The organism is Methylobacterium sp. GXS13 (assembly GCF_001455965.1).
Lineage (GTDB): Bacteria > Pseudomonadota > Alphaproteobacteria > Rhizobiales > Beijerinckiaceae > Methylobacterium.
On the sequence record NZ_LKKO01000001.1, the window covers coordinates 1 to 17,338 of the forward strand.

At 66.6% G+C, this 17,338-nt stretch carries 18 protein-coding genes, 1 tRNA gene and 1 pseudogene; 13 read left to right on the forward strand and 7 right to left on the reverse strand.

Annotated elements, in window-relative coordinates; genetic code table 11:
• A pseudogene (locus tag AO398_RS27985) lies at positions 1-119 on the forward strand (IS5/IS1182 family transposase); the annotation flags it as partial.
• A gap of 948 nt (positions 120-1,067) precedes the next feature.
• Here the strand turns inward: AO398_RS27985 and AO398_RS00010 are convergent.
• Complete coding sequence (locus AO398_RS00010) at positions 1,068-2,516, reverse strand: FAD-binding oxidoreductase (RefSeq protein WP_058189967.1); 1,449 nt, start codon at positions 2,514-2,516, stop codon at positions 1,068-1,070.
• A 138-nt stretch (positions 2,517-2,654) separates the two neighbouring features.
• Here AO398_RS00010 and AO398_RS00015 point away from each other — a divergent pair, with 138 nt between their 5' ends.
• From AO398_RS00015 to AO398_RS00060, 11 genes are all read left to right on the forward strand, one after another.
• Positions 2,655-3,350, forward strand: a complete 696-nt coding sequence (locus tag AO398_RS00015) for a fumarylacetoacetate hydrolase family protein (protein ID WP_058189968.1) — start codon at positions 2,655-2,657, stop codon at positions 3,348-3,350.
• An 11-nt stretch (positions 3,351-3,361) separates the two neighbouring features.
• Positions 3,362-3,826: an NUDIX domain-containing protein gene (locus AO398_RS00020; protein WP_058189969.1), complete on the forward strand. Its 465-nt coding sequence runs from the start codon at positions 3,362-3,364 to the stop codon at positions 3,824-3,826.
• Between the two features lie 108 nt (positions 3,827-3,934).
• A tRNA-Gly gene (locus AO398_RS00025) sits at positions 3,935-4,009 on the forward strand.
• 340 nt (positions 4,010-4,349) lie between these two features.
• Positions 4,350-5,459: a DNA phosphorothioation system sulfurtransferase DndC gene (gene dndC / locus AO398_RS00030; RefSeq protein WP_058189970.1), complete on the forward strand. Its 1,110-nt coding sequence runs from the start codon at positions 4,350-4,352 to the stop codon at positions 5,457-5,459.
• 211 nt (positions 5,460-5,670) lie between these two features.
• Positions 5,671-7,755, forward strand: coding sequence for a DNA sulfur modification protein DndD (gene dndD / locus AO398_RS00035; RefSeq protein WP_058189971.1), 2,085 nt, complete (start codon positions 5,671-5,673; stop codon positions 7,753-7,755).
• The gene (locus tag AO398_RS00040; RefSeq protein ID WP_058189972.1) at positions 7,755-9,299 is read left to right on the forward strand and encodes a DndE family protein; all 1,545 of its coding nucleotides are present in this window, start codon (positions 7,755-7,757) and stop codon (positions 9,297-9,299) included. Before dndD ends, AO398_RS00040 begins: the two co-directional genes overlap by 1 nt.
• A 458-nt stretch (positions 9,300-9,757) precedes the next feature.
• Positions 9,758-11,395: an AAA family ATPase gene (locus AO398_RS00045; RefSeq protein WP_058189973.1), complete on the forward strand. Its 1,638-nt coding sequence runs from the start codon at positions 9,758-9,760 to the stop codon at positions 11,393-11,395.
• Between the two features lie 114 nt (positions 11,396-11,509).
• On the forward strand, positions 11,510-11,632 hold the full coding sequence (locus tag AO398_RS29635) for a hypothetical protein (RefSeq protein ID WP_280139101.1): 123 nt from the start codon (positions 11,510-11,512) through the stop codon (positions 11,630-11,632).
• Positions 11,629-12,228, forward strand: coding sequence for a hypothetical protein (locus AO398_RS00050; protein WP_058189974.1), 600 nt, complete (start codon positions 11,629-11,631; stop codon positions 12,226-12,228). The genes AO398_RS29635 and AO398_RS00050 overlap by 4 nt, the downstream gene beginning before the upstream one ends.
• A complete protein-coding gene (locus AO398_RS00055; RefSeq protein ID WP_058189975.1) occupies positions 12,225-13,055 on the forward strand; it encodes a metallophosphoesterase in 831 nt (276 codons plus the stop codon). The genes AO398_RS00050 and AO398_RS00055 overlap by 4 nt, the downstream gene beginning before the upstream one ends.
• 1 nt (position 13,056) lies before the next feature.
• Complete coding sequence (locus AO398_RS00060; protein WP_058189976.1) at positions 13,057-13,365, forward strand: hypothetical protein; 309 nt, start codon at positions 13,057-13,059, stop codon at positions 13,363-13,365.
• Here the strand turns inward: AO398_RS00060 and AO398_RS00065 are convergent.
• From AO398_RS00065 to AO398_RS00075, 3 genes are all read right to left on the reverse strand, one after another.
• Positions 13,362-13,736 (reverse strand): hypothetical protein, encoded by a 375-nt coding sequence (locus AO398_RS00065; RefSeq protein WP_058189977.1) that lies wholly within the window; start codon positions 13,734-13,736, stop codon positions 13,362-13,364. The two genes, AO398_RS00060 and AO398_RS00065, sit on opposite strands and share 4 nt — an antisense overlap.
• A 79-nt stretch (positions 13,737-13,815) precedes the next feature.
• Positions 13,816-14,814 (reverse strand): BRO family protein, encoded by a 999-nt coding sequence (locus AO398_RS00070; RefSeq protein WP_058189978.1) that lies wholly within the window; start codon positions 14,812-14,814, stop codon positions 13,816-13,818.
• Entirely contained in the window at positions 14,814-15,479 is a 666-nt protein-coding gene (locus AO398_RS00075; RefSeq protein WP_058189979.1) for a hypothetical protein, read from the reverse strand. Before AO398_RS00075 ends, AO398_RS00070 begins: the two co-directional genes overlap by 1 nt.
• A gap of 194 nt (positions 15,480-15,673) precedes the next feature.
• Between AO398_RS00075 and AO398_RS00080 the strand changes: the two genes are divergently transcribed.
• Positions 15,674-15,919: a helix-turn-helix domain-containing protein gene (locus AO398_RS00080; RefSeq protein ID WP_058189980.1), complete on the forward strand. Its 246-nt coding sequence runs from the start codon at positions 15,674-15,676 to the stop codon at positions 15,917-15,919.
• Positions 15,920-16,067: 148 nt separating this feature from the next.
• Here AO398_RS00080 and AO398_RS00085 read toward each other — a convergent pair whose 3' ends face one another.
• The 3 genes from AO398_RS00085 to AO398_RS00090 all read right to left on the reverse strand — a co-directional run bounded on the left by AO398_RS00085 (position 16,068) and on the right by AO398_RS00090 (position 17,097).
• On the reverse strand, positions 16,068-16,325 hold the full coding sequence (locus tag AO398_RS00085; RefSeq protein ID WP_058189981.1) for a hypothetical protein: 258 nt from the start codon (positions 16,323-16,325) through the stop codon (positions 16,068-16,070).
• 223 nt (positions 16,326-16,548) lie between these two features.
• The gene (locus AO398_RS28720) at positions 16,549-16,692 is read right to left on the reverse strand and encodes a hypothetical protein (protein ID WP_160329297.1); all 144 of its coding nucleotides are present in this window, start codon (positions 16,690-16,692) and stop codon (positions 16,549-16,551) included.
• Between the two features lie 129 nt (positions 16,693-16,821).
• Positions 16,822-17,097 carry a hypothetical protein gene (locus tag AO398_RS00090; protein ID WP_058189982.1) on the reverse strand — a complete coding sequence of 92 codons (276 nt, stop codon included), beginning with the start codon at positions 17,095-17,097 and terminating at the stop codon, positions 16,822-16,824.
• Between the last annotated feature and the right edge of the window lie 241 nt (positions 17,098-17,338).

The following is a 17,338-nucleotide window of genomic DNA, read 5'->3' on the forward strand; positions in this document are numbered from 1 at the left end:
GCTTTCGCAGGCTCGTCAAAGATTACGAGCGCTATGCAAGCACCCTGGCAGACCTGCACCTCGTCGCTTTCGTCTGCCTCATGCTCAAAAAGGCCGCTCAACTCGCCACAGGTTCATAACAGCCTCTAGGGGTCCGGTGCCTCTCATGTCCTTGCCGTGACACATGGCGCAGCGATTCAAGAAAATGCGCTCACCGTTGTGAGGATCGGCAAAAGACGGCGACGACGTAGAAAGCAGTACGGCTAAAGAAATCGCGAAGGTGTTCTTATTTTTCATAAAGATATTTCCTAAATGCTATAAATAACCATCCAAAAATTTATGTTCATTAATCTTATAGCATTCTATCAAGAATTAAAGGCAGATGCCGGTAATTTTCATGATCTCAACTCGGACTCTGCTCGTCAATTTTGCCGAATCTATGATCGCTGAACGTGGCTGACTCGCACAGCTGCTTCCACGTCGTTTATTGAGTGCCATCCATGATGGTTTCCGGTCCTTGGCGGGCCCGGTCGTCTTGGACTATGCTGACTGGTTGATGGAAGACACAGCGCCAATGCAAAAGCGCTTGAGCTGGGTCAGAGCAGGAACAATCTTTCTGCGCCTCGGCTCGTGGCTCATCGTGCGGGCCTTTTTGGCATTGGGCCTGTGGACGATCGTTTGACTGACATCGTCTGAACGACACCACGACGGTCCAAGACGCATGCGTTGACTGTGCTTCCGATCATGAGTGCCGTCGTTGGGGGCATCACGATCCTTGCACATCATTCAGGCGCACGTCTATCGTAAAGTTTTGCCGCTGCGTTATCGGCCGAAGTCTTTGATATAATATAGTTACGAGCGCTGATCCTGGCACTCTTGTCATGCGTTCCGGCGATTTTTGCGCACGACTCCGTTCAACTCGATTTCGATCGATGAAGTGATGATCCGGGCAAAGCTGACGCTTGCGCACAGATGTTGCGCAGGCCGGTGAGTTTGAATCCTTATCCACTGTCGGGTCTGTTTGGCAGCTGGCCGATGCTGCTCCGACGGAGTTTTGACGAGGCCGAAATTTCACCCCACCAGGCGCCCTACGCCACAGCCGGCGGCGTCCGGTTCGGATGTGGAAGAACTTTTCCGGGATTCATCCGGTCCGCCGGGTCGAGGGCCGCCTTCACCCGGCGCATCAGGTCGAGCCCGACCGGGTCGCCGTAATGCGCGAGCTCGTCGCGCTTGATCAGCCCGACGCCGTGCTCGGCCGCGATCGAGCCGCCGAGCGCGTGCACGATGTCGTGGACGATCCGGTTGAACCGGCCCCATTCCGCCAGGAACGCTGCGCGGTCCATGGCGGCCGGCTGGGTCAGGTTGAAGTGGATGTTGCCGTCACCGAAATGCCCGAAGCCGCAGGGGCGCAGGCCGGGCATCGCCGCGATGCAGGCCGCGCTGGCCCGCTCCAGGAAATCGGGCAGCTTGGAGAGCGGCACCGACACGTCATGCTTGATCGAGGCACCCTCCCGGGTCTGAGCCTCGGGCACGCCCTCCCGCAGGCTCCAGAGCGCCGTGTTCTGGGCGCCGCTCGCCGCGATGGCCGCGTCCGCGATCACCCCGGATTCCAGCGCATCGCCGAGGGCGGCTTCCAGCTCGGCCCGCGTGTCGGCGTCGGGCCGCGCGGAGGAGACCTCGATCAGCGCGTAGGCTCCATGGTCCCCGGAGAGCGGCCGGACCGTGCCGGGGACGTGGCGCAGCACAATCTCCAGGGCGAAGGGCGGCAGGTATTCGAAGGCCGTGAGGTCGCGGTCCATCCGGGTCCGCAGGGCCACGAAGAGGTCGAGGGCGGCGCGCGCCGAATCCAGGCCCACGAAGGCGACGCTGGTGGAGCGGGGCCGCGGAAACAGCTTCAGCACCGCCGCGGTGACGATGCCCAGCGTCCCCTCCGAGCCGATGAACAGCTGCTTGAGGTCGTAGCCGGCATTGTCCTTCCGGAGCGCCTTCAGCCCGTTCCACACCCGCCCGTCGGCCAGCACCACCTCCAGCCCGAGGACGAGATCCCGCGCGTTGCCGTAGGCCAGCACCGCGATGCCGCCGGCATTGGTGGCGATGCCGCCGCCGATCCGGGCGGAGCCCCGCGACGCGTAGGAAAGCGGGAACAGCAGGCCGGCCCGCTCAGCCGCATCCTGCACCTCCGAGAGGATCATCCCGGCCTCGACCGTGATCGTCGAATCCACCGGATCGAGCGCGCGCAGGCGGTTCATCCGCTCCAGCGACAGGACCACGCCGCCCTGCGGGATCCCGGCCCCGGTGAGCCCGGTATTGCCGCCCAGCGGCACCACCGCGATGCCGGCCTGGGTGCAGGCGCGGACCGCGAACGCGACCTCCTCGGTGCTGCCCGGGCGCAAAACCGCGAGCGCCGAGCCGGTGAACAGCTTGCGGCTCTCGGACAGGTAGGGGGCGAGATCGGCCGGCTCGGTCAGCACGTGCCGCGCGCCGAGCCCGTCGCGCAGGGCGCTCAGCAGCGTATCGTGGGTGAGGGCTGGCGGCATCATCGGCGAAATTTTGTAGACCAGGGCGCGGGCCGTGCAAGCGCCGGGATGGCGCAGGCCCCCGCACGCCTTACAACCCTACCCCACGCCCGGGACGGCCAAGCGCCCGGATCAGGGCGCCCCACCGCAGAGGTTGCGATGCTCTCCGTCATCCAGAACCCGCCCCGCATCGCCCTGCCGATCGCCGGCAGCAGCGATCTGTTCCCCGTCCGCCGGGTCTACTGCGTCGGGCGCAACTACGCCGCCCATGCCCGGGAAATGGGGGCCGATCCCGACCGTGAGCCGCCGTTCTTTTTCATGAAGCCCGCCGACGCCCTGCAGATCGTCGGGCCGGCGCCGGCGCCGCACGTCTATCCGCCCCAGACGCAGAACTACCATTTCGAGGTCGAGCTGGTGGCCGCTCTCGCCGGCGGCGGCAGCGACCTCCCGGTGGAGAGTGCCCTCGACCACGTCTACGGCTACGCGATCGGTCTCGACATGACCCGGCGCGACCTCCAGGACGACGCCAAGAAACTCTCGCGGCCGTGGGATCTCGGCAAGGCGGCCGACGGCTCCGGCCCGATCGGCGCCCTGTTTCCGGCCTCGGCCATCGGCCATCCGGCGCGAGGGTCGATCACCCTCGCGGTGAACGGCGCGATCCGTCAGCAAGGCGACCTCGCCGACATGATCTGGTCGGTGGCCGAGCAGGTCGCCTACCTGTCGCGGTACTTCATCCTGCAGCCCGGCGATCTGATCTTCACCGGGACGCCCTCGGGCGTCGGCCCTGTCCAGCGCGGCGAGCGCATGGTCGCGGCGATTGCCGGCCTGGGCGAGATGACCCTCGACGTCGTCTGACGGCGCCAACCATGCTCCTCGACCGACCGTTCCTGCGGCGCCTGTTCCACTTCGGGGCGCTCGCGTCCCGGGGCATGACCCTCGGCGTGCGCGGCGTGGCTCTCGACGCCGAAGGCCGCGTCGCCCTGGTCCGCCACACCTACGTCGGCGGCTGGCACCTGCCCTGCGGCGGCGTCGAGCGCGGCGAGACCGCCAGCGCCGCCATGGAGCGCGAGTTCCGCGAGGAGGCGGAGATCGTCGCCGAAGCACCCCTGCGCCTCCACGGGCTCTACCGAAACGCCGCCGCCGCACCCCGGGACCACGTCGCGGTGTTCGTGCTGCCGGCCTTCGCGGTCCTCGGGCCCAAGATCCCGGATCGCGAGATCGCAGCCTGCGGCTTCTTCCCCGTCGATGCGCTCCCCGAGGGCACCACCCGGGCGACACGCGCCCGCCTGCGCGAGATCCGCCAGGGCCTCCCGCCGGACCCGAATTGGTGAATCGTCACTAACCGCAAAAAGGACGCTTGCGTCGCCCGGCGGAATGGTGTTTAGAGAGCGCCGCCGGGGGCCGCCGGCACGGAAGTTCAGGCGGCCAGGCACTAGTGAGCGGGTGTAGCTCAGGGGTAGAGCACAACCTTGCCAAGGTTGGGGTCGAGGGTTCGAATCCCTTCGCCCGCTCCAATTTGTCCCAACCACTACCAGCACTTAGCAAGGCCGCCTCCGGGCGGCTTTTGCTGTTGGTCCGGGAACTGGTCCGGAAACGTGCGAAAACCCCACTCGGGACAGGCCCGGCGGGGTGGTCGGCGACGCAAGGGTCCGGGTTCAGTCCGGACCGGGGAGGGCGGTCACGATCCGACGCTCTCACCCGCCGTTGGCAGTGCCAAGCCCAGGCCGGATCCACAGCCACATGGGCGGTGCGCAACCAATAGCTTTTCGGGCTGTCGGCATTCCGTCGAGCGTATGGTAACGTCGCAGCCTCAGATAGGGGTGTAGGCGCGTTGCCTTAGTGCGTGAGGTATGTGTGGCTGATTTGGAAAACATTCGTCGGGAAATCGCCGATGAATATGCGGCACCTCACAATCACCCCTGGGTCATCGGTTTCTCCGGCGGAAAAGACAGCACGCTCGTAGCGCATCTCGTCTTCGAGTTCCTGTTGAGCATCCCTCGGAGCAAGCGGACGCGCCACGTTCACATCGTATCGAACGATACGCTCGTTGAAAGCCCACTTGTAGTTCACCACCTGCGACAGGTCACAACAGATATTCGCGAAGCTGCGGAGGTTTTTGGCCTGCCGATGAGCGTGGCTATTACCTCGCCTGAACCGGACAAATCTTTCTGGGTGAACCTGATCGGCCGGGGTTATCCACCGCCGAACAGGACCTTTCGCTGGTGCACGGACAGGATGAAGATCCAGCCGACCAGCAAGTACATAAAGAGCCAGGCCAGCGCGACGGGGCAGGTCATCCTGCTGCTGGGCGTACGGCGCAACGAGAGTGCGACCCGTGCCTCCACCGTTGCCCGCTACGATAACGGGGAGAGGCTGAACCGGCACAACGACCTCGTGGAGTGCATGGTCTTCCGACCGATCGTTGAAATGTCGACGAAGGAGGTCTGGGAGGTCCTGGCGATGAACGATCCGCCGTGGGGCGGCAGCCACGGACACCTGATTAAGCTGTACAGCGACGCGACCGGTGGCGAGTGCCCCGTCATGACGCAGAAGAACGAGGTCGCCGCCTGCGGTACGTCCTCGTCCCGCTTCGGCTGTTGGACTTGCACCGTGGTGGAAAAGGACCGCAGCCTGGAAGGCTTCGTCGAGTCCGGGTTCGCCGAGTTCGGCCCCCTCCTCGATTTCCGCGACTGGATTGCTTCCATCCGCAATGACACATCACGGCGGATGGCCCGAAGGCGCACCGGCCAAGTCACCATTACAAACGAAGGCGTCTTCGTTCCTGGGCCCTTCACGCCTGCGGCTAGGCGCGAGATCCTCGATCGCCTGCTGAAAACACAGCTTGAGGTTGGATACCCCTTGATTACGGACGAAGAGCTCGACTTGATACGGACCATATGGGCCGAAGATGCCATCGTCATATCGACCGCTGCGGCGCGCGAGTTGGTTCCGCACCGCTTCTAAGGGGGAAGCATGTCACGGAACGTGGTCGTAATTCTCGACCAGAAGGAAGGCCGCAACCTCGTAAAGCGGTTATGTCGTAAGTATTCCGTTCGTATCGCCGAGTTCGAGGAGCTTGTCCACGCACAGGTGAACCAAGTCGGAAAGCAACGCCGCCGAGGACTTTGGGCGGAGTTCGACGACATCCTGGATCGCATGGACGAGGATACCGACAGTGTATCTTAAATCAATTCAACTCCGCGAGTGGAAGGCGTATGCCCTCGCCCGTTTCGATTTCCCTTCTCCACGTCCAGGCAAGAACGTCGTCCTGATCGGCGCTGAGAACGGCTTCGGAAAGACCAGCCTGTTCGAGGCGGTCGTCCTTGGTCTTTTCGGCAAGGACGGCATGCCCCTGATCGCCCGCGCCGGCTTCAAGGACATCGGCGAGGAGAGGCAGAACACCACCTACAAGGCGTTCCTTGAGAAGGCGATCAACCGGGTCGCCATCCGCAACGGGCGCACGACATCCTGTTCCGTCACGCTCTCCTTCGGAACCGGCGACGAGGACGAGGAGATCGAGATCAAGCGGATCTGGTCGTTCAACGACCAGGGGCATTTCAAGCCGTCCGATGAGGAGATCCAGATCTTCGAGGGCAGCAAGCGCAAGCCTGTGGGCCCGAGCATCCACTACGGCGACGACCGCGGCGACTGGTTCCGCGATTACATCGCCAAGACCTTCCTGCCCTACTACCTCGCTGCGTTCTTCATGTTCGATGGCGAACAGGTCTCGACGTTCGCCGAGCGTGAGATGGGCGCACAGGTTCGCAGCGGGATCCAGGGGCTCCTTGGCATCCCGGTCTTACGCGAGCTTGCCATTGGCCTACGAGACTACGCCAAGAACCGACGCCAGGACTCCCCGGCGGCATCGAATACGACGCTCGCCAAGCTGGAGACGGAACGTGAGGAGCTCAACGAGAAGCTGGCGACCGCTCAGACGCGCCTCGATGAGGTGACGCCCAATCTTCTCAGCATGTCTCAGGAGCGGGAGCGCATCACCCGCGAACTCGACAGCTACGGGACCGGGTCCCAGGCGCAGTATCAGGAGCAACTCACCAGCCTAGCCCGGTACAACGCCGAGGCGGAACGGGCGCAGGAGACCCTTCACGGTCTTCTCGGATCCGATATCGCCCTTGGGCTGGCAGGCCGGCCGCTGCGGGACGACGTGAAGGAACAGCTGCGCCGCGAGCAGGTCCGCGAGGACTGGGAAGCCGGCAAGGCGCAGGGTGACAAGAACCTCCAGCGGTTCGTTTCTCTGTTCGGCACCGCCGTCGAGAAGGTCGATCCAGTCCTGGCGCCGGATCAGGTCGACGGCGTGAAGGAGGTCATCGGCGGCTGCTGGGAGGCTCTTTGGCACCCGCCGCCCTCCGACGCGGCGGAACGCGTCATGCACGTCCATCTGACTTCGTCGGACCGCCGACGCACGACGCAGAAGCTGGACGAGATCGACGACTTTGGCGCGAGCCAGGTGCTGTCGCTGCTCGATACGATCGCCGATAACGAGGGTGAGGCCTCCAGGATTAAGGAGTCCATCTCGCGCTTGGAAGGCATCGCCCCGCAGCTGGACGAGAAGCGCGCGCGCCTTCGTGACCTCAACGCCGAGATCGACACAGCCAACCGCGATATCGGCTCCCTGAAGAACGAGGTCACCGGTCTGACGGCGCAGGTCGAAAGCCGGAACAAGAGCATCGCCAACATCGGGGCTCAGATGGACCAGGCGCAGCCGTCTTTGCGACGGGCGACGCGGGCCGACCGCATGGCGGAACTCATCGATGAGATCGTGAAGGAAGCGGTGCCGAGCCAGATCGAGGAAATCGCTAATGCGATGACCGAGGCGCATCGCATGATGGCCCACAAGAAGGATCTGGTGGAACGCGTCAGCATCGACGAGGACTGCAACGTCAAGCTGCTAAACAAGAACGGCGACGACATCCGTGACATGGATCTGTCGGCCGGCGAGAAGCAGATCTTCACGCAGGCCCTCATCTCGGCCGTCGCTGAGGTCTCGGGTCGCACATTCCCGATGCTGATCGACACCCCCCTTGGCCGCCTCGATGTCGATCACCGCCGTGGCGTCCTCAAGCACCTCACGCAACGCGAGGGCCAGGTCATTCTTCTGTCCACGAACACCGAAGTCGTGGGAGAGTATTTCGACCTCATCCAGCCCCACCTGCTGAAGAGCATGATCATCCACCATGACCACTCGGAAGGCGTGGGCAATTCCACTCCCAAGGATGGCTACTTCGAGCTGGGTACCCGCTGATGGCCATGACGCTGGTCGATGTCGCAGGCGGAAATTTTCGTACCGACGAGGATTCTGAAAAGCTGAACGCCGCCTTCATGTCGCATCTGGGTGTGAAGCAGCGCTTCATCCCCGCCCGGCTTGCGATCGCGCGGTCCCTCGCCGCGCAGGGCACACCGCCGGCGATCCCGGTCTACGCAGAGCTTGGCAAGGCGGTGAAGGGCGATACCCTGTTCGGGACCGGGGCCTCCCTTTCGACCTGGGTGGCGCTAATCACCCAGAAGAACGACGGCAACATCAACAATCTGAAGGACCTACTCGGCGCGGTCGCGGCCCATTGGGCACGGGGCCTAGCCCTTCTCGACGACGAGTGGCGCCTTTCCGAGGGCCAACTCCCGGCGTTCATCCGCCGACTGGTGGAGGTCGCGGGGCTTCCGCTTAACGGCGGCACGCGCATCGGCGGGGCGCTCGGTCGGGTCGACCTCATGATGTCGTCGGGACCCATCCCGGTTCCGATCGGCGAGATCTCGACCGACGTCATGTCGAAGGCCGCCGTCGAATGGGTCATCAACGGATCGGGCGGTAGCCCGCACTCAGCGATCATGGGAGGCGTCGGATCCGGGAAGACGCGCACCGCGGTTGCGATGCTGAGGAAGATCCGCGAGCGGGCCGCGGTCCCCTTCCTCGCCTTCGACTTCAAGGGTGACCTTGGCACTGACAGCGAGGGCAAGGGATACGGTCTGGATAAGGTGTTCGGGGCGACCATCATCCAGCCGCCCCGCGTGGCCATCCCGCTGAACGTATTGGCCCTCAAATCCAACGACGACATCACCATCACCGAGAGCGCGGTTCGCTTCCGTGAGTCGTTCGCCCGGCTCAAGGGGTCAGCCCTAGGGGCGAAGCAAAAGTCTGCGCTCACCGATGCGGTCGAGACGGCGCTCCGGGCCAACGACTCATGCGAGCTTTACCACGTGCGTGACATGCTCCGGCAGGTCTACGCGCAGCGGAACATGACCGAGGACGGCGCTTCCGCGGCCCTGGAGGATATCTGCCGGTTCCCGCTGTTCACCCCGACGTTGTCACCCGCAGAGTTCTTCTCGCAGAGCTGGATCATCCGGTTGCCGCAGGAAGTGCCAGAAGTCAGCCGGGGCATCATCGTCAACCTGATGCTCGATGCCCTCGACAACTACCTCAACAGTCTCCCTGACGCTCCGATGGAGGATGGCCAGCATCGCTCGCTGCGGTCCCTGTGTGTGATCGATGAGGCGCACCGGATCCTTGGCAGCAAGCTGCCATCACTCTCCAGCCTGATACGGATGAGCCGCTCGAAGGGCGGTGCGGTGATGCTGATCTCGCAGTCCCCGGACGACTTTTCCGGCGAGGAAGACGAGTTCCTCAGCGAGATGGGCTTCGTCGGTGCGTTCGGCTCGAACGCGAAGCCGAACGCCGTCAACCGGATCTTCGGCAAGGGCGTCAGCCTGTCGAAGCTCGCAACGGGTCAGTGCGTGATCAAGCTGCGGGGCGAGGAAGGTTCCCGCAAGGTCGTGAGCTGGCAGAAGGGATGAGCCCTCTCATCAGCATCACCCGAAGCTGCACACCGCCGGCAGGCTCGCCGACGGCTTGACCATCTTCGCCGCGCGGGCGGCCTCGCAATCGCGGATCGCCCGCTCCAGGCCGACCCGGTACTCGGCGAGCACGGCATCGGATCCCCGCCCTCGGTTGCGATCTCGGGTGGCCTGGCGACCTCCGATTTGGGTGGGCGCCTGACCAATACGATGGTCGGCCGGCTCCGGTTTGCCGATCTGACCAATATGACAGCTATCGTGTGTTCTTCTCGGCCAGGGATAACTTAATCATGCCGGCGATCGCCTGTTGCTGGGCTGTGCTTGCCCTGGCAGGTTGAGCCTCGGACTAGAGGACTGCTCCCGTGAACGCTCGCTTCTTGAAACGGAACGCCGCCACCGCCGCCTGAGCCATCCGCTCGGCGCGCCCCTGCGTGCACCGTTTCCAGCGAGTTCCCCCGATGTCCGACGATACCCTTGGCCTCGACGCCTCGATCCTGCGCGCGCTGATCTACGATCCCAGCTCGCTCTCCGGCCCCGCCGTCCCGACGTCTCCGCTCTCCCGCGGCGAGCGCCTGCGCGGTGGCGAATTCGTCGGCTGCGATGCTCGGCGCGAGCTGCCCTATCTCCTGACACCCCTCCTGGATCTCGTCCTGCCCGATCCAGTTTTCCGGGCCCTCCGGCGCGCGATCGACGACCCGACCCTGCGCCGGGTCCGCCGGCTTGAGGCAGCCCTCCGGAGCGAGCTCCCCCGCGAGAGCGAGGCGGCCGCGAGGGAGGTGGCCGAGCTACTGCCGTTCCATCAAGCGGCGCTCGGTTGTCCGATCGCCTCGGCGCGGTGCGAGGCCGGCGCGCTCGACGCGGCGACGCTGCGCATCAGCGCCGGCAATCACGGCCACGCCTTCCTCAGCTTCAGGGCTGCCTGCCTGTTCGCGAGCGACGCACAGTCCGACGCCACGGACATCCCGTACGTCGGGGGGCCGCTACGGGCGCGACTGCACGAATTCGATCAGAAGGCGTGGGCGTGGCTGGAGAGCTTCCGCGTGTTCGCGGCTGCCGAACGCATGATCGCGGATGAGGATGCGATCATGCTCGGGGGCGTCGGCGTGCCCGCGACAGAGCCCCCCATGCCGCTCGAAGACGTCATGGCGCAAGTCAAGGCGGTGGAGATCCTGCGTCGAGGCGACGACAAGCGCGCGGCCGCGGGACCCCGGACGCTGGTCGTGTTCCCGCGCCTGGATCACCTGCCTGCCCCGTCGCAGTCGACACGGGACCGGGGGGATAGCCCGCGCGCGCTCGCGGAGCCGTGGGCCGAGAAGGGGATGCCGCTGACGCCGGCGCCAGATCCGGCCGCCTTCGCCGAGGGGCTCCGCGCTCGCTTCCCGTGGGCTGAGGAGGCGATCGATGCCTACGCGGAGGACCTCGTGGGCGCGCCCTATGCAGCGTTCCGCCCCCGGATCCTCGTCGGGCCCCCGGGCTGCGGGAAGACGGCGTTCGCCAGGGCCGTGCTGGAGGCGGCTGGCCTTGAAGTCACACTCTATAGCTGTGCCGGCCAGATGGATGGGGGCAGCTGGGCCGGTACATCGCGTCAGTGGGGATCCTGGCGTCCATCTGTGCCGGCGCAGGCGTGCCTAAGGTTCGGGAAGGCAAGCCACGGGATCGTCGTCGATGAGTTCGAAAAGGCCGGCTCATCCAGGCGGTGGGGACGCCTCGACGAGACGATCCTGCCGTTCCTTGAGAGGGGGTCTACGGCGCGGACGATCCACGACCCGGCGCTCGAATGTGCGCTGGATCTGAGCGCGGTCAGCTACATCATCACCGTCAATTCGCTCGACGGGATCGTGGCGCCCATGCTCGACCGTGCGCCGGCGCTGCATTGGCCGGCACCGCGTGCGCAGGACATGCCTATCGTCGCGGCGGCGATCCTGGCGGAGATCCGCCGGGATCGGGGGCTCGACGAGGTGTGGTGCCCAAACCTGGAGCCGGATGAAATCGACGCGCTGACGGCGTGGCGGGGCGGGTCCCTGCGTCCGCTGCGTCGCATGGTGGAGGCCGTCGTCGCGAGCCGTGACGTCTTCGCCCGCCGCATGCCGAACTGAGGGGAGGCTACCGTGGAAAACACCTATACTCTTCCCCTCATCGCTGCCCGGATCCTCGCAGCATGCGACGCACGCCGGGTCTGCGGCCTGATAGGCCGAGGCTGCCACGAGCGCGTGCGTCGCCTAGATCTGCTGGTGGAGGCCGGCCGGATCGACGCCGCCACCGGCCTGCGGATCGCCCGCGAGACCGCGGTCGTCGCGTTCCTGCTGGCGCCCCTGCCGGGAGGCCGCTCGTGATCTACGACGAGTTCTACGCCGTCGCCCGGCACGCCCTCAAGAACCACGCCGGCGCCGACGGCTTGCAGATCACCGCGATCACCCCGTCCGCCGTCGGCCCCGTCGTGCATTGGACCGCCCCGCTGCTGGCTCGCGAGCGTCAGAGGAAGGCGATGGGCGTCGTGGGCGTGGTCGCCGGCCCGGTGATCCTCGACCTTCTCGTCCGGACACTTGCCGCCCGGTGGCGGCGGGGCGCGCCCTACTGCCCACAGGACTGGGACCAGCAGCTCAGCGTGCGGTACCGGCGTGTGTTCGGGAGGCAGACGCCTGCGACCGGGCCGGGCTGGAGCTGGCTATGGGAAGGCGGCGCCCAGGCTATCGTCGCCTCAGGCGTGCCTAGAAATTTCAAGACCACGGACATGAAGGAGAAGTACGGCGCGGCTAGGTGGTATCATCAGGCAGAAGAAGACTGTGAATACGTGGACGATATTATAGATGCCGTTGAGCACCTGTCAGGATTTATATGCGAGGATTGCGGCAAGCCTGGAAAGATACGGCGCGGTAGCTGGATCAGGTGCCTGTGTGAACTTCATGCGAAGGGGAGGCCTGGATCATGACGAGCGTGTGGCTCCTCTCCGATCTCCACGTGGATGCCTGCCCGTGGACGCCTGCGCCCGGGCCACGGGTCGACCTGGCTATCGTCGCCGGGGACGTCGCCGATGGCCTGACGCGCAGGTCGATCCCCTGGCTCGCGGAGCATGTCGTCCCGCGGGCGCGCGAGGTCGTCTATGTCCCGGGCAATCACGACCTGTGGCGGTGCCGATATCCGGACGAGATCCGGCAGGCGCATGACGACGCGGCCGCGGCGGGGATCCACCTGCTGGATTGCGGCCAGCGCGTCGAAGTCGACGGCATGGAGATCATCGGGGCCACGCTCTGGACGGACTACGGCATCGGCGGTCCGGATCACCGGGCGCACGCCATGCGGGTCGCCGGGGACCGCCAGGTGGGCATGAGAGATCACCGGCTGATCCAGACGCGTGACCGGCTCGGGACCCCCGCGCCGTTCCGGCCCCCGGCCGCGGCCGCGCTCCACGCCGAGCACCGCGGGCGGATCGAGCGCGCTCTGGAGCAGCCGTGGGATGGGCCGCGTGTGGTGGTCACGCATCATGCGCCTAGCCCGAGGTCGCTCCTGCATGGCGAGGTCCGCGAGATGATCGATGCCGCCTACGCGTCGGACCTGAGCGAACTGATGGAGGGGCAGGGCGCCCCAGACCTATGGGTCCACGGGCACATCCACCGGTCCGTCGACTACCGGGTGGGCCGGACGAGAGTGATCGCCAACCCACGCGGGCACGACACAAGCCACAGGCGCCGGTCAGGCGAATGGGTCGTCGAGCTCGAAAACCAGTCTTTCAACCCTGCCTACGTGCTGGAGATCTGAAATGCGCGCCCTTGCCCTCATCGCCGCCGCGGCCGCCGCGGGAACGCCCGCCCCTGCGCCCGGCCTCTACTGTTCGATCAGCGGCGAGCGCATGCCGATCTCGATCGGCGCCGATGGCGGGATCGGCATCGACGGCCTCGACTGCGCGCGAGCGGTCTACTCGCCGGGGCGCGTCCGGTCCGATGCCTGCTACGCAAACGGGGGGGCGGTCGTGACGCTGGATGTCGCGCTCGGGCAGACCGCCGCCGGCGAGCTGGTTTTCGACATGGAGATCTACCGGCTCCGCGGGGCCGGGCCCCCGTGCCCCTAAGCCTCCCCGACCAAGCGCAGGATCTCCCTCGCGCGTTTGCGGGCTTCGTCCCGCGCCCACGCCACAACGCGGGGCGGGACCCTCGCCTCGCCGGACAGCCAGCGTCTGATCTGGCGCGGGTCCTCGCCCAGATCCTCAGCCAGCTCGGTCGTCCAGCGCCGGCCGTACAGCATCTGTCCGATCGCGCGCAGCTCGGCAGCGGCATCCACGTCGGGTGGAGCGCCATTGACGCGGCGGCCGGCCTCGGCGACGAGCGTCTGCCCGCTCGGGGCGGCCTCAGCCAGGGCGGCTCGCCCGATTGCGATCCGGCGGTCGCGCTCGGCGGCGCGGCGCTCGGCGACCGAGGGTTCGGAAATGGAAGTGAACGGCATTTCGGTGCCTATTGGTCAGCTAACCCCTTGAAGAACGGGGGTGCGGATTTGCACCGGCACCCCCGCGGCGGCTGAATTCTCAGCCCTCGTCGTCGTCGTCGTCGTCGAACAGGTCCGGCTCGATGACGGGAGCCTGCGCGGCCGCCTCGATGGCGAGGATCCGCTGACGGGCGCGCCACCGGTCATGCAGCCAGAACTGGCCGGTGGGAGTGACCAGCGTCTGCCACCGATCCTCCTTGTCGATGCAGCGCACGAGCTTCTGGACGAACTTGCGGTTCTTGCCCTTCAGCAAGTGCGACTTGGCCTGGAGCCACCCGCCCTCCTTGAAGATCCAGCCACGCTCCTGGATCCAGTTGAAGAAGTCGCGATGGTTGGCGTCGAGGAGCCGCGCCATCGTTCGCAGGTTCTCGGCCTTGCCGGTGTTCCGGAAGTGCTGGAACGCGGCCACGACCGGCGCCTGCTCGGCGATGACCTCGCGAGCCACGACCAGCTCACGGCCGGTGTTCTCGGCCCGGCGGTGCTCGATCTGCGTCAGCCGGACCTGGTCTTCGAGATACGCATGCGTCTCGCTGTGGGCGATGCGCTCGGCCTCGACCGGCGCCGGGGCGGCGATCGTCGCCTGCGCGTGATGCGCGATCAGGGCGAGGACCTGCTCCGGATCCCTGAGCGCTTCCAGCAGGGAGACGGCCTGGGGCTGCGCCGCGGCGGGGACGTAAGCCCCCTTCTTGCGGATCGCCGGCAGGACCTCGCCGGTCACGTACTTCCGGAACCGGTGCGGCGCGGTGCCGGAGGTCATCGCACCGCGGCACCGAAGGATCAGCGTAAAGAGGCCGGGCTCGGTCACCACGAGGAGGTCCTGCACGCCGCCTCGGGTCGGGATTGAAGCCCGACCCTTCTCGTCGTCATCGAGCTTGGCGACCGCGTCTGAAACGTCCTTGAGTTTGATTGCGGCGCAGGCGTCGACGGCGACGAAGCGCGCATCGCCATCCTGATCGATGACCCGGATCGGATGACCGTCGAACATGAAGGTCGTGATCGACTCGGCCTGGACGACGGGAACGGGGGTGATCGCGTTCATCAGGCAGCCCCCCCGACAGTAGCCAGCTCCACGACGACGAACCTATAAGCGTCTGGCAGGGCGAGCTCGTTCGCGGCGGCCGCCGGCCCGACGAGGATGCCTCCCGCGAACCGGCCGTCCTCCACGAGGGCGTAGAGTTCGGCGAAATCGGAGCGGACTTTCCCGACGGCAGCGTACGTCCACGGGAAGTCCACGCCGTCGAGCCGGACCATCCCGAACCCGGGGGCCCGGAGCAGCGTGATGGCCGATCGCCCGGCGCCGGGCAGGTAGCGGGCCGGGTCCGCGCGGAAGGCGGCCTCCCGGGCGCGGTCGGCGGGACCGCCGGCGGCCGTCTCGGCCCTGACCTCCGCGGCGAGGTCCCGGCCGTCGGGGACGGCCTCGATGACGTCCATCCGTGCGGAGAACGACACCAGAAGCGCGAGCCTCACCGCAGGGAAGGCCGGCTCGAAATCCGGGTCGGCAGACTGCTCCATCAGGAGCGCGTGCCCAGCCTTGGGATCGCGCTTCCCGAGCGCGGCGGCCTCGTCGTAGAGCTGGGCCTCGCTGAGCAGGCTGCACGCGTTGAGGAGGTGGTGCTTCACCTGGGCGACCTCTCCACCGTTCATAAGCTCGGAGGGGCGCGCGAGCAGCGCAGAGATGGTAGGGTTCAAGTCCGGATTGGTCATGGGGTTCGCTCCCGTGGCTGACCGTTGCCGCAGGGAGGTGATGTGCCGTCACCTTCCTGCGGCCCCAAGTGGGGGGGCTCGTTAATTAAACGCGCGTCTCCGAAATTTTGCAATAGGTATCGGAAAATTGCACCTGACGTCTTCCGCCGCGGCGGCCTCCGTGGCATCTTGACAGCATGTACCCGAGCCCAGCCATGCTGCGCGCCGCGCGCGCGCTCCTCGACCTGACGCAGCCCGACGCGTCAAAGATGTGCCGCGTGGCCGTGCGAACGCTCGTCGCCGCCGAGCGCGGTGAGGGCAGCCTCGGAACGCTCCATAAGCTGATGGGCGGCTACATGGGCGCGGGTATCATTTTTGGTGGTACTGGCGACTACAAGGAGCAGTCGGTGACGCTGGTGCTACGCGAGGCGCCGGAGGTCCCGCCGATCCCTACGGCCTAGGCCTCGACCGGGCGCGACCGCTTTCGACCCTTCGGCCTCCGCAGTTCCGGGGCCCGCCGCATCAGGTCGGCCGGCCCCGATCCCCAGCGATCCTCACACGAAGAAGCCGGATCCTCACCGGACAGCCGGCACCAGGCTAGGTGGGCCTTCAGCTGCGCCAGTGACGGCCTCGCGCGGAGCCACGCCTCCCAGTCCTCCTGCCGGGCCGCCCGGGTGCTCCCGCCGGCCTCATGGGCAGGGTGATGCCGTAGGCGACGCGGGTGACTGCGCGGATCAGTGAGTCGCGCGAATAATCGGGGATGACCTCGGCGTTGAGGCCAGCCCGCAGGAGGATCGCGGTGACCAGCAGGTCGACCTCGGCGGGCTGGATATCCGCCGGGACGGGAGGCAAGACGGCGATCGTCATCGCTCACCGCCCGGCGGATCGGTCATGGGGGCGGCGGGGATCGTCCTCATCGACGCCCCCCACCGCCGGGCGGACGCCTGTTCAGCGCCTCGGTGTTGTCCTCGGTCGCGCCCGTTAGGTGACGGATTGCCCGGGTGAGCTCGACGACGGCCTCCCGCGCATCGCCGATCAGGTCACGATCGTCCGGGTGCAGCCGGAACTTCGCGGCGCGGGGTGCCGTGACCTAGTCCGGTGCAGTGGTGTCCGGAACGGCGCGTTGCTTGATGATGCCACCGAGCAAGCCCAGCCCAGCGCCGATAAGCGCGGGCCCCGAGGCCAGCACTGCCTTCCATGGTTCCAGCGTCGTGAGGATCGCGGAGATGGTCACGGTGCAAATTCCTCCGGCAGCGGGGCCGGGGGCGCTGCTCTCATCATGTCCCAGACCGGACCGGCGACGACGATGTCCCGGCCGGCGCGGTAGGCAGAGCGGATGTCATCTCGGGGGCTGTCCTGCGGCTCACCAGAGGCGCTCCCCACGGCGCGAAACGACCGTGACGACGCGTCCGGCTTTCAGGACGAAGCCGACCCCGTCCCGACCGACCCCCACGGCCCCGTGCCGGCCCCCCACCCCGCCGTAGAAGGCCAGCCACCGGCGGACCGCGCCGATCGGCGCTCTCGCGGCCTGCATGGCATCGATCGCATCGACGTCGTCCAAGCCTTCGAGGACTTCCTCCATGCCGAGGACGCGATCCCCGTAGCGGCGGATCGCGTGGACGGTGACGCGGGCCCGCACGCCCCCGGAGCGGTCATGCTCGCAGCAGGGCGGCGGCGCGGACGGGTTGCCCGACTGGGCGACGGCGACGGCTCGGAGCGCTGGGCTCTCCGGGGTGTCGGGAGAGCCTCACGCCACGCGGTCGCTTTGGGGAGAGGGGCGGGCCGATGTCGTTCCCATTGCCGTCGGGAACGGGTGACCGATTCGGTCCGGACCGGCTCAAAACCACGGCCAGACCGCTCCGGAGAGGTCCAGAGAGTCC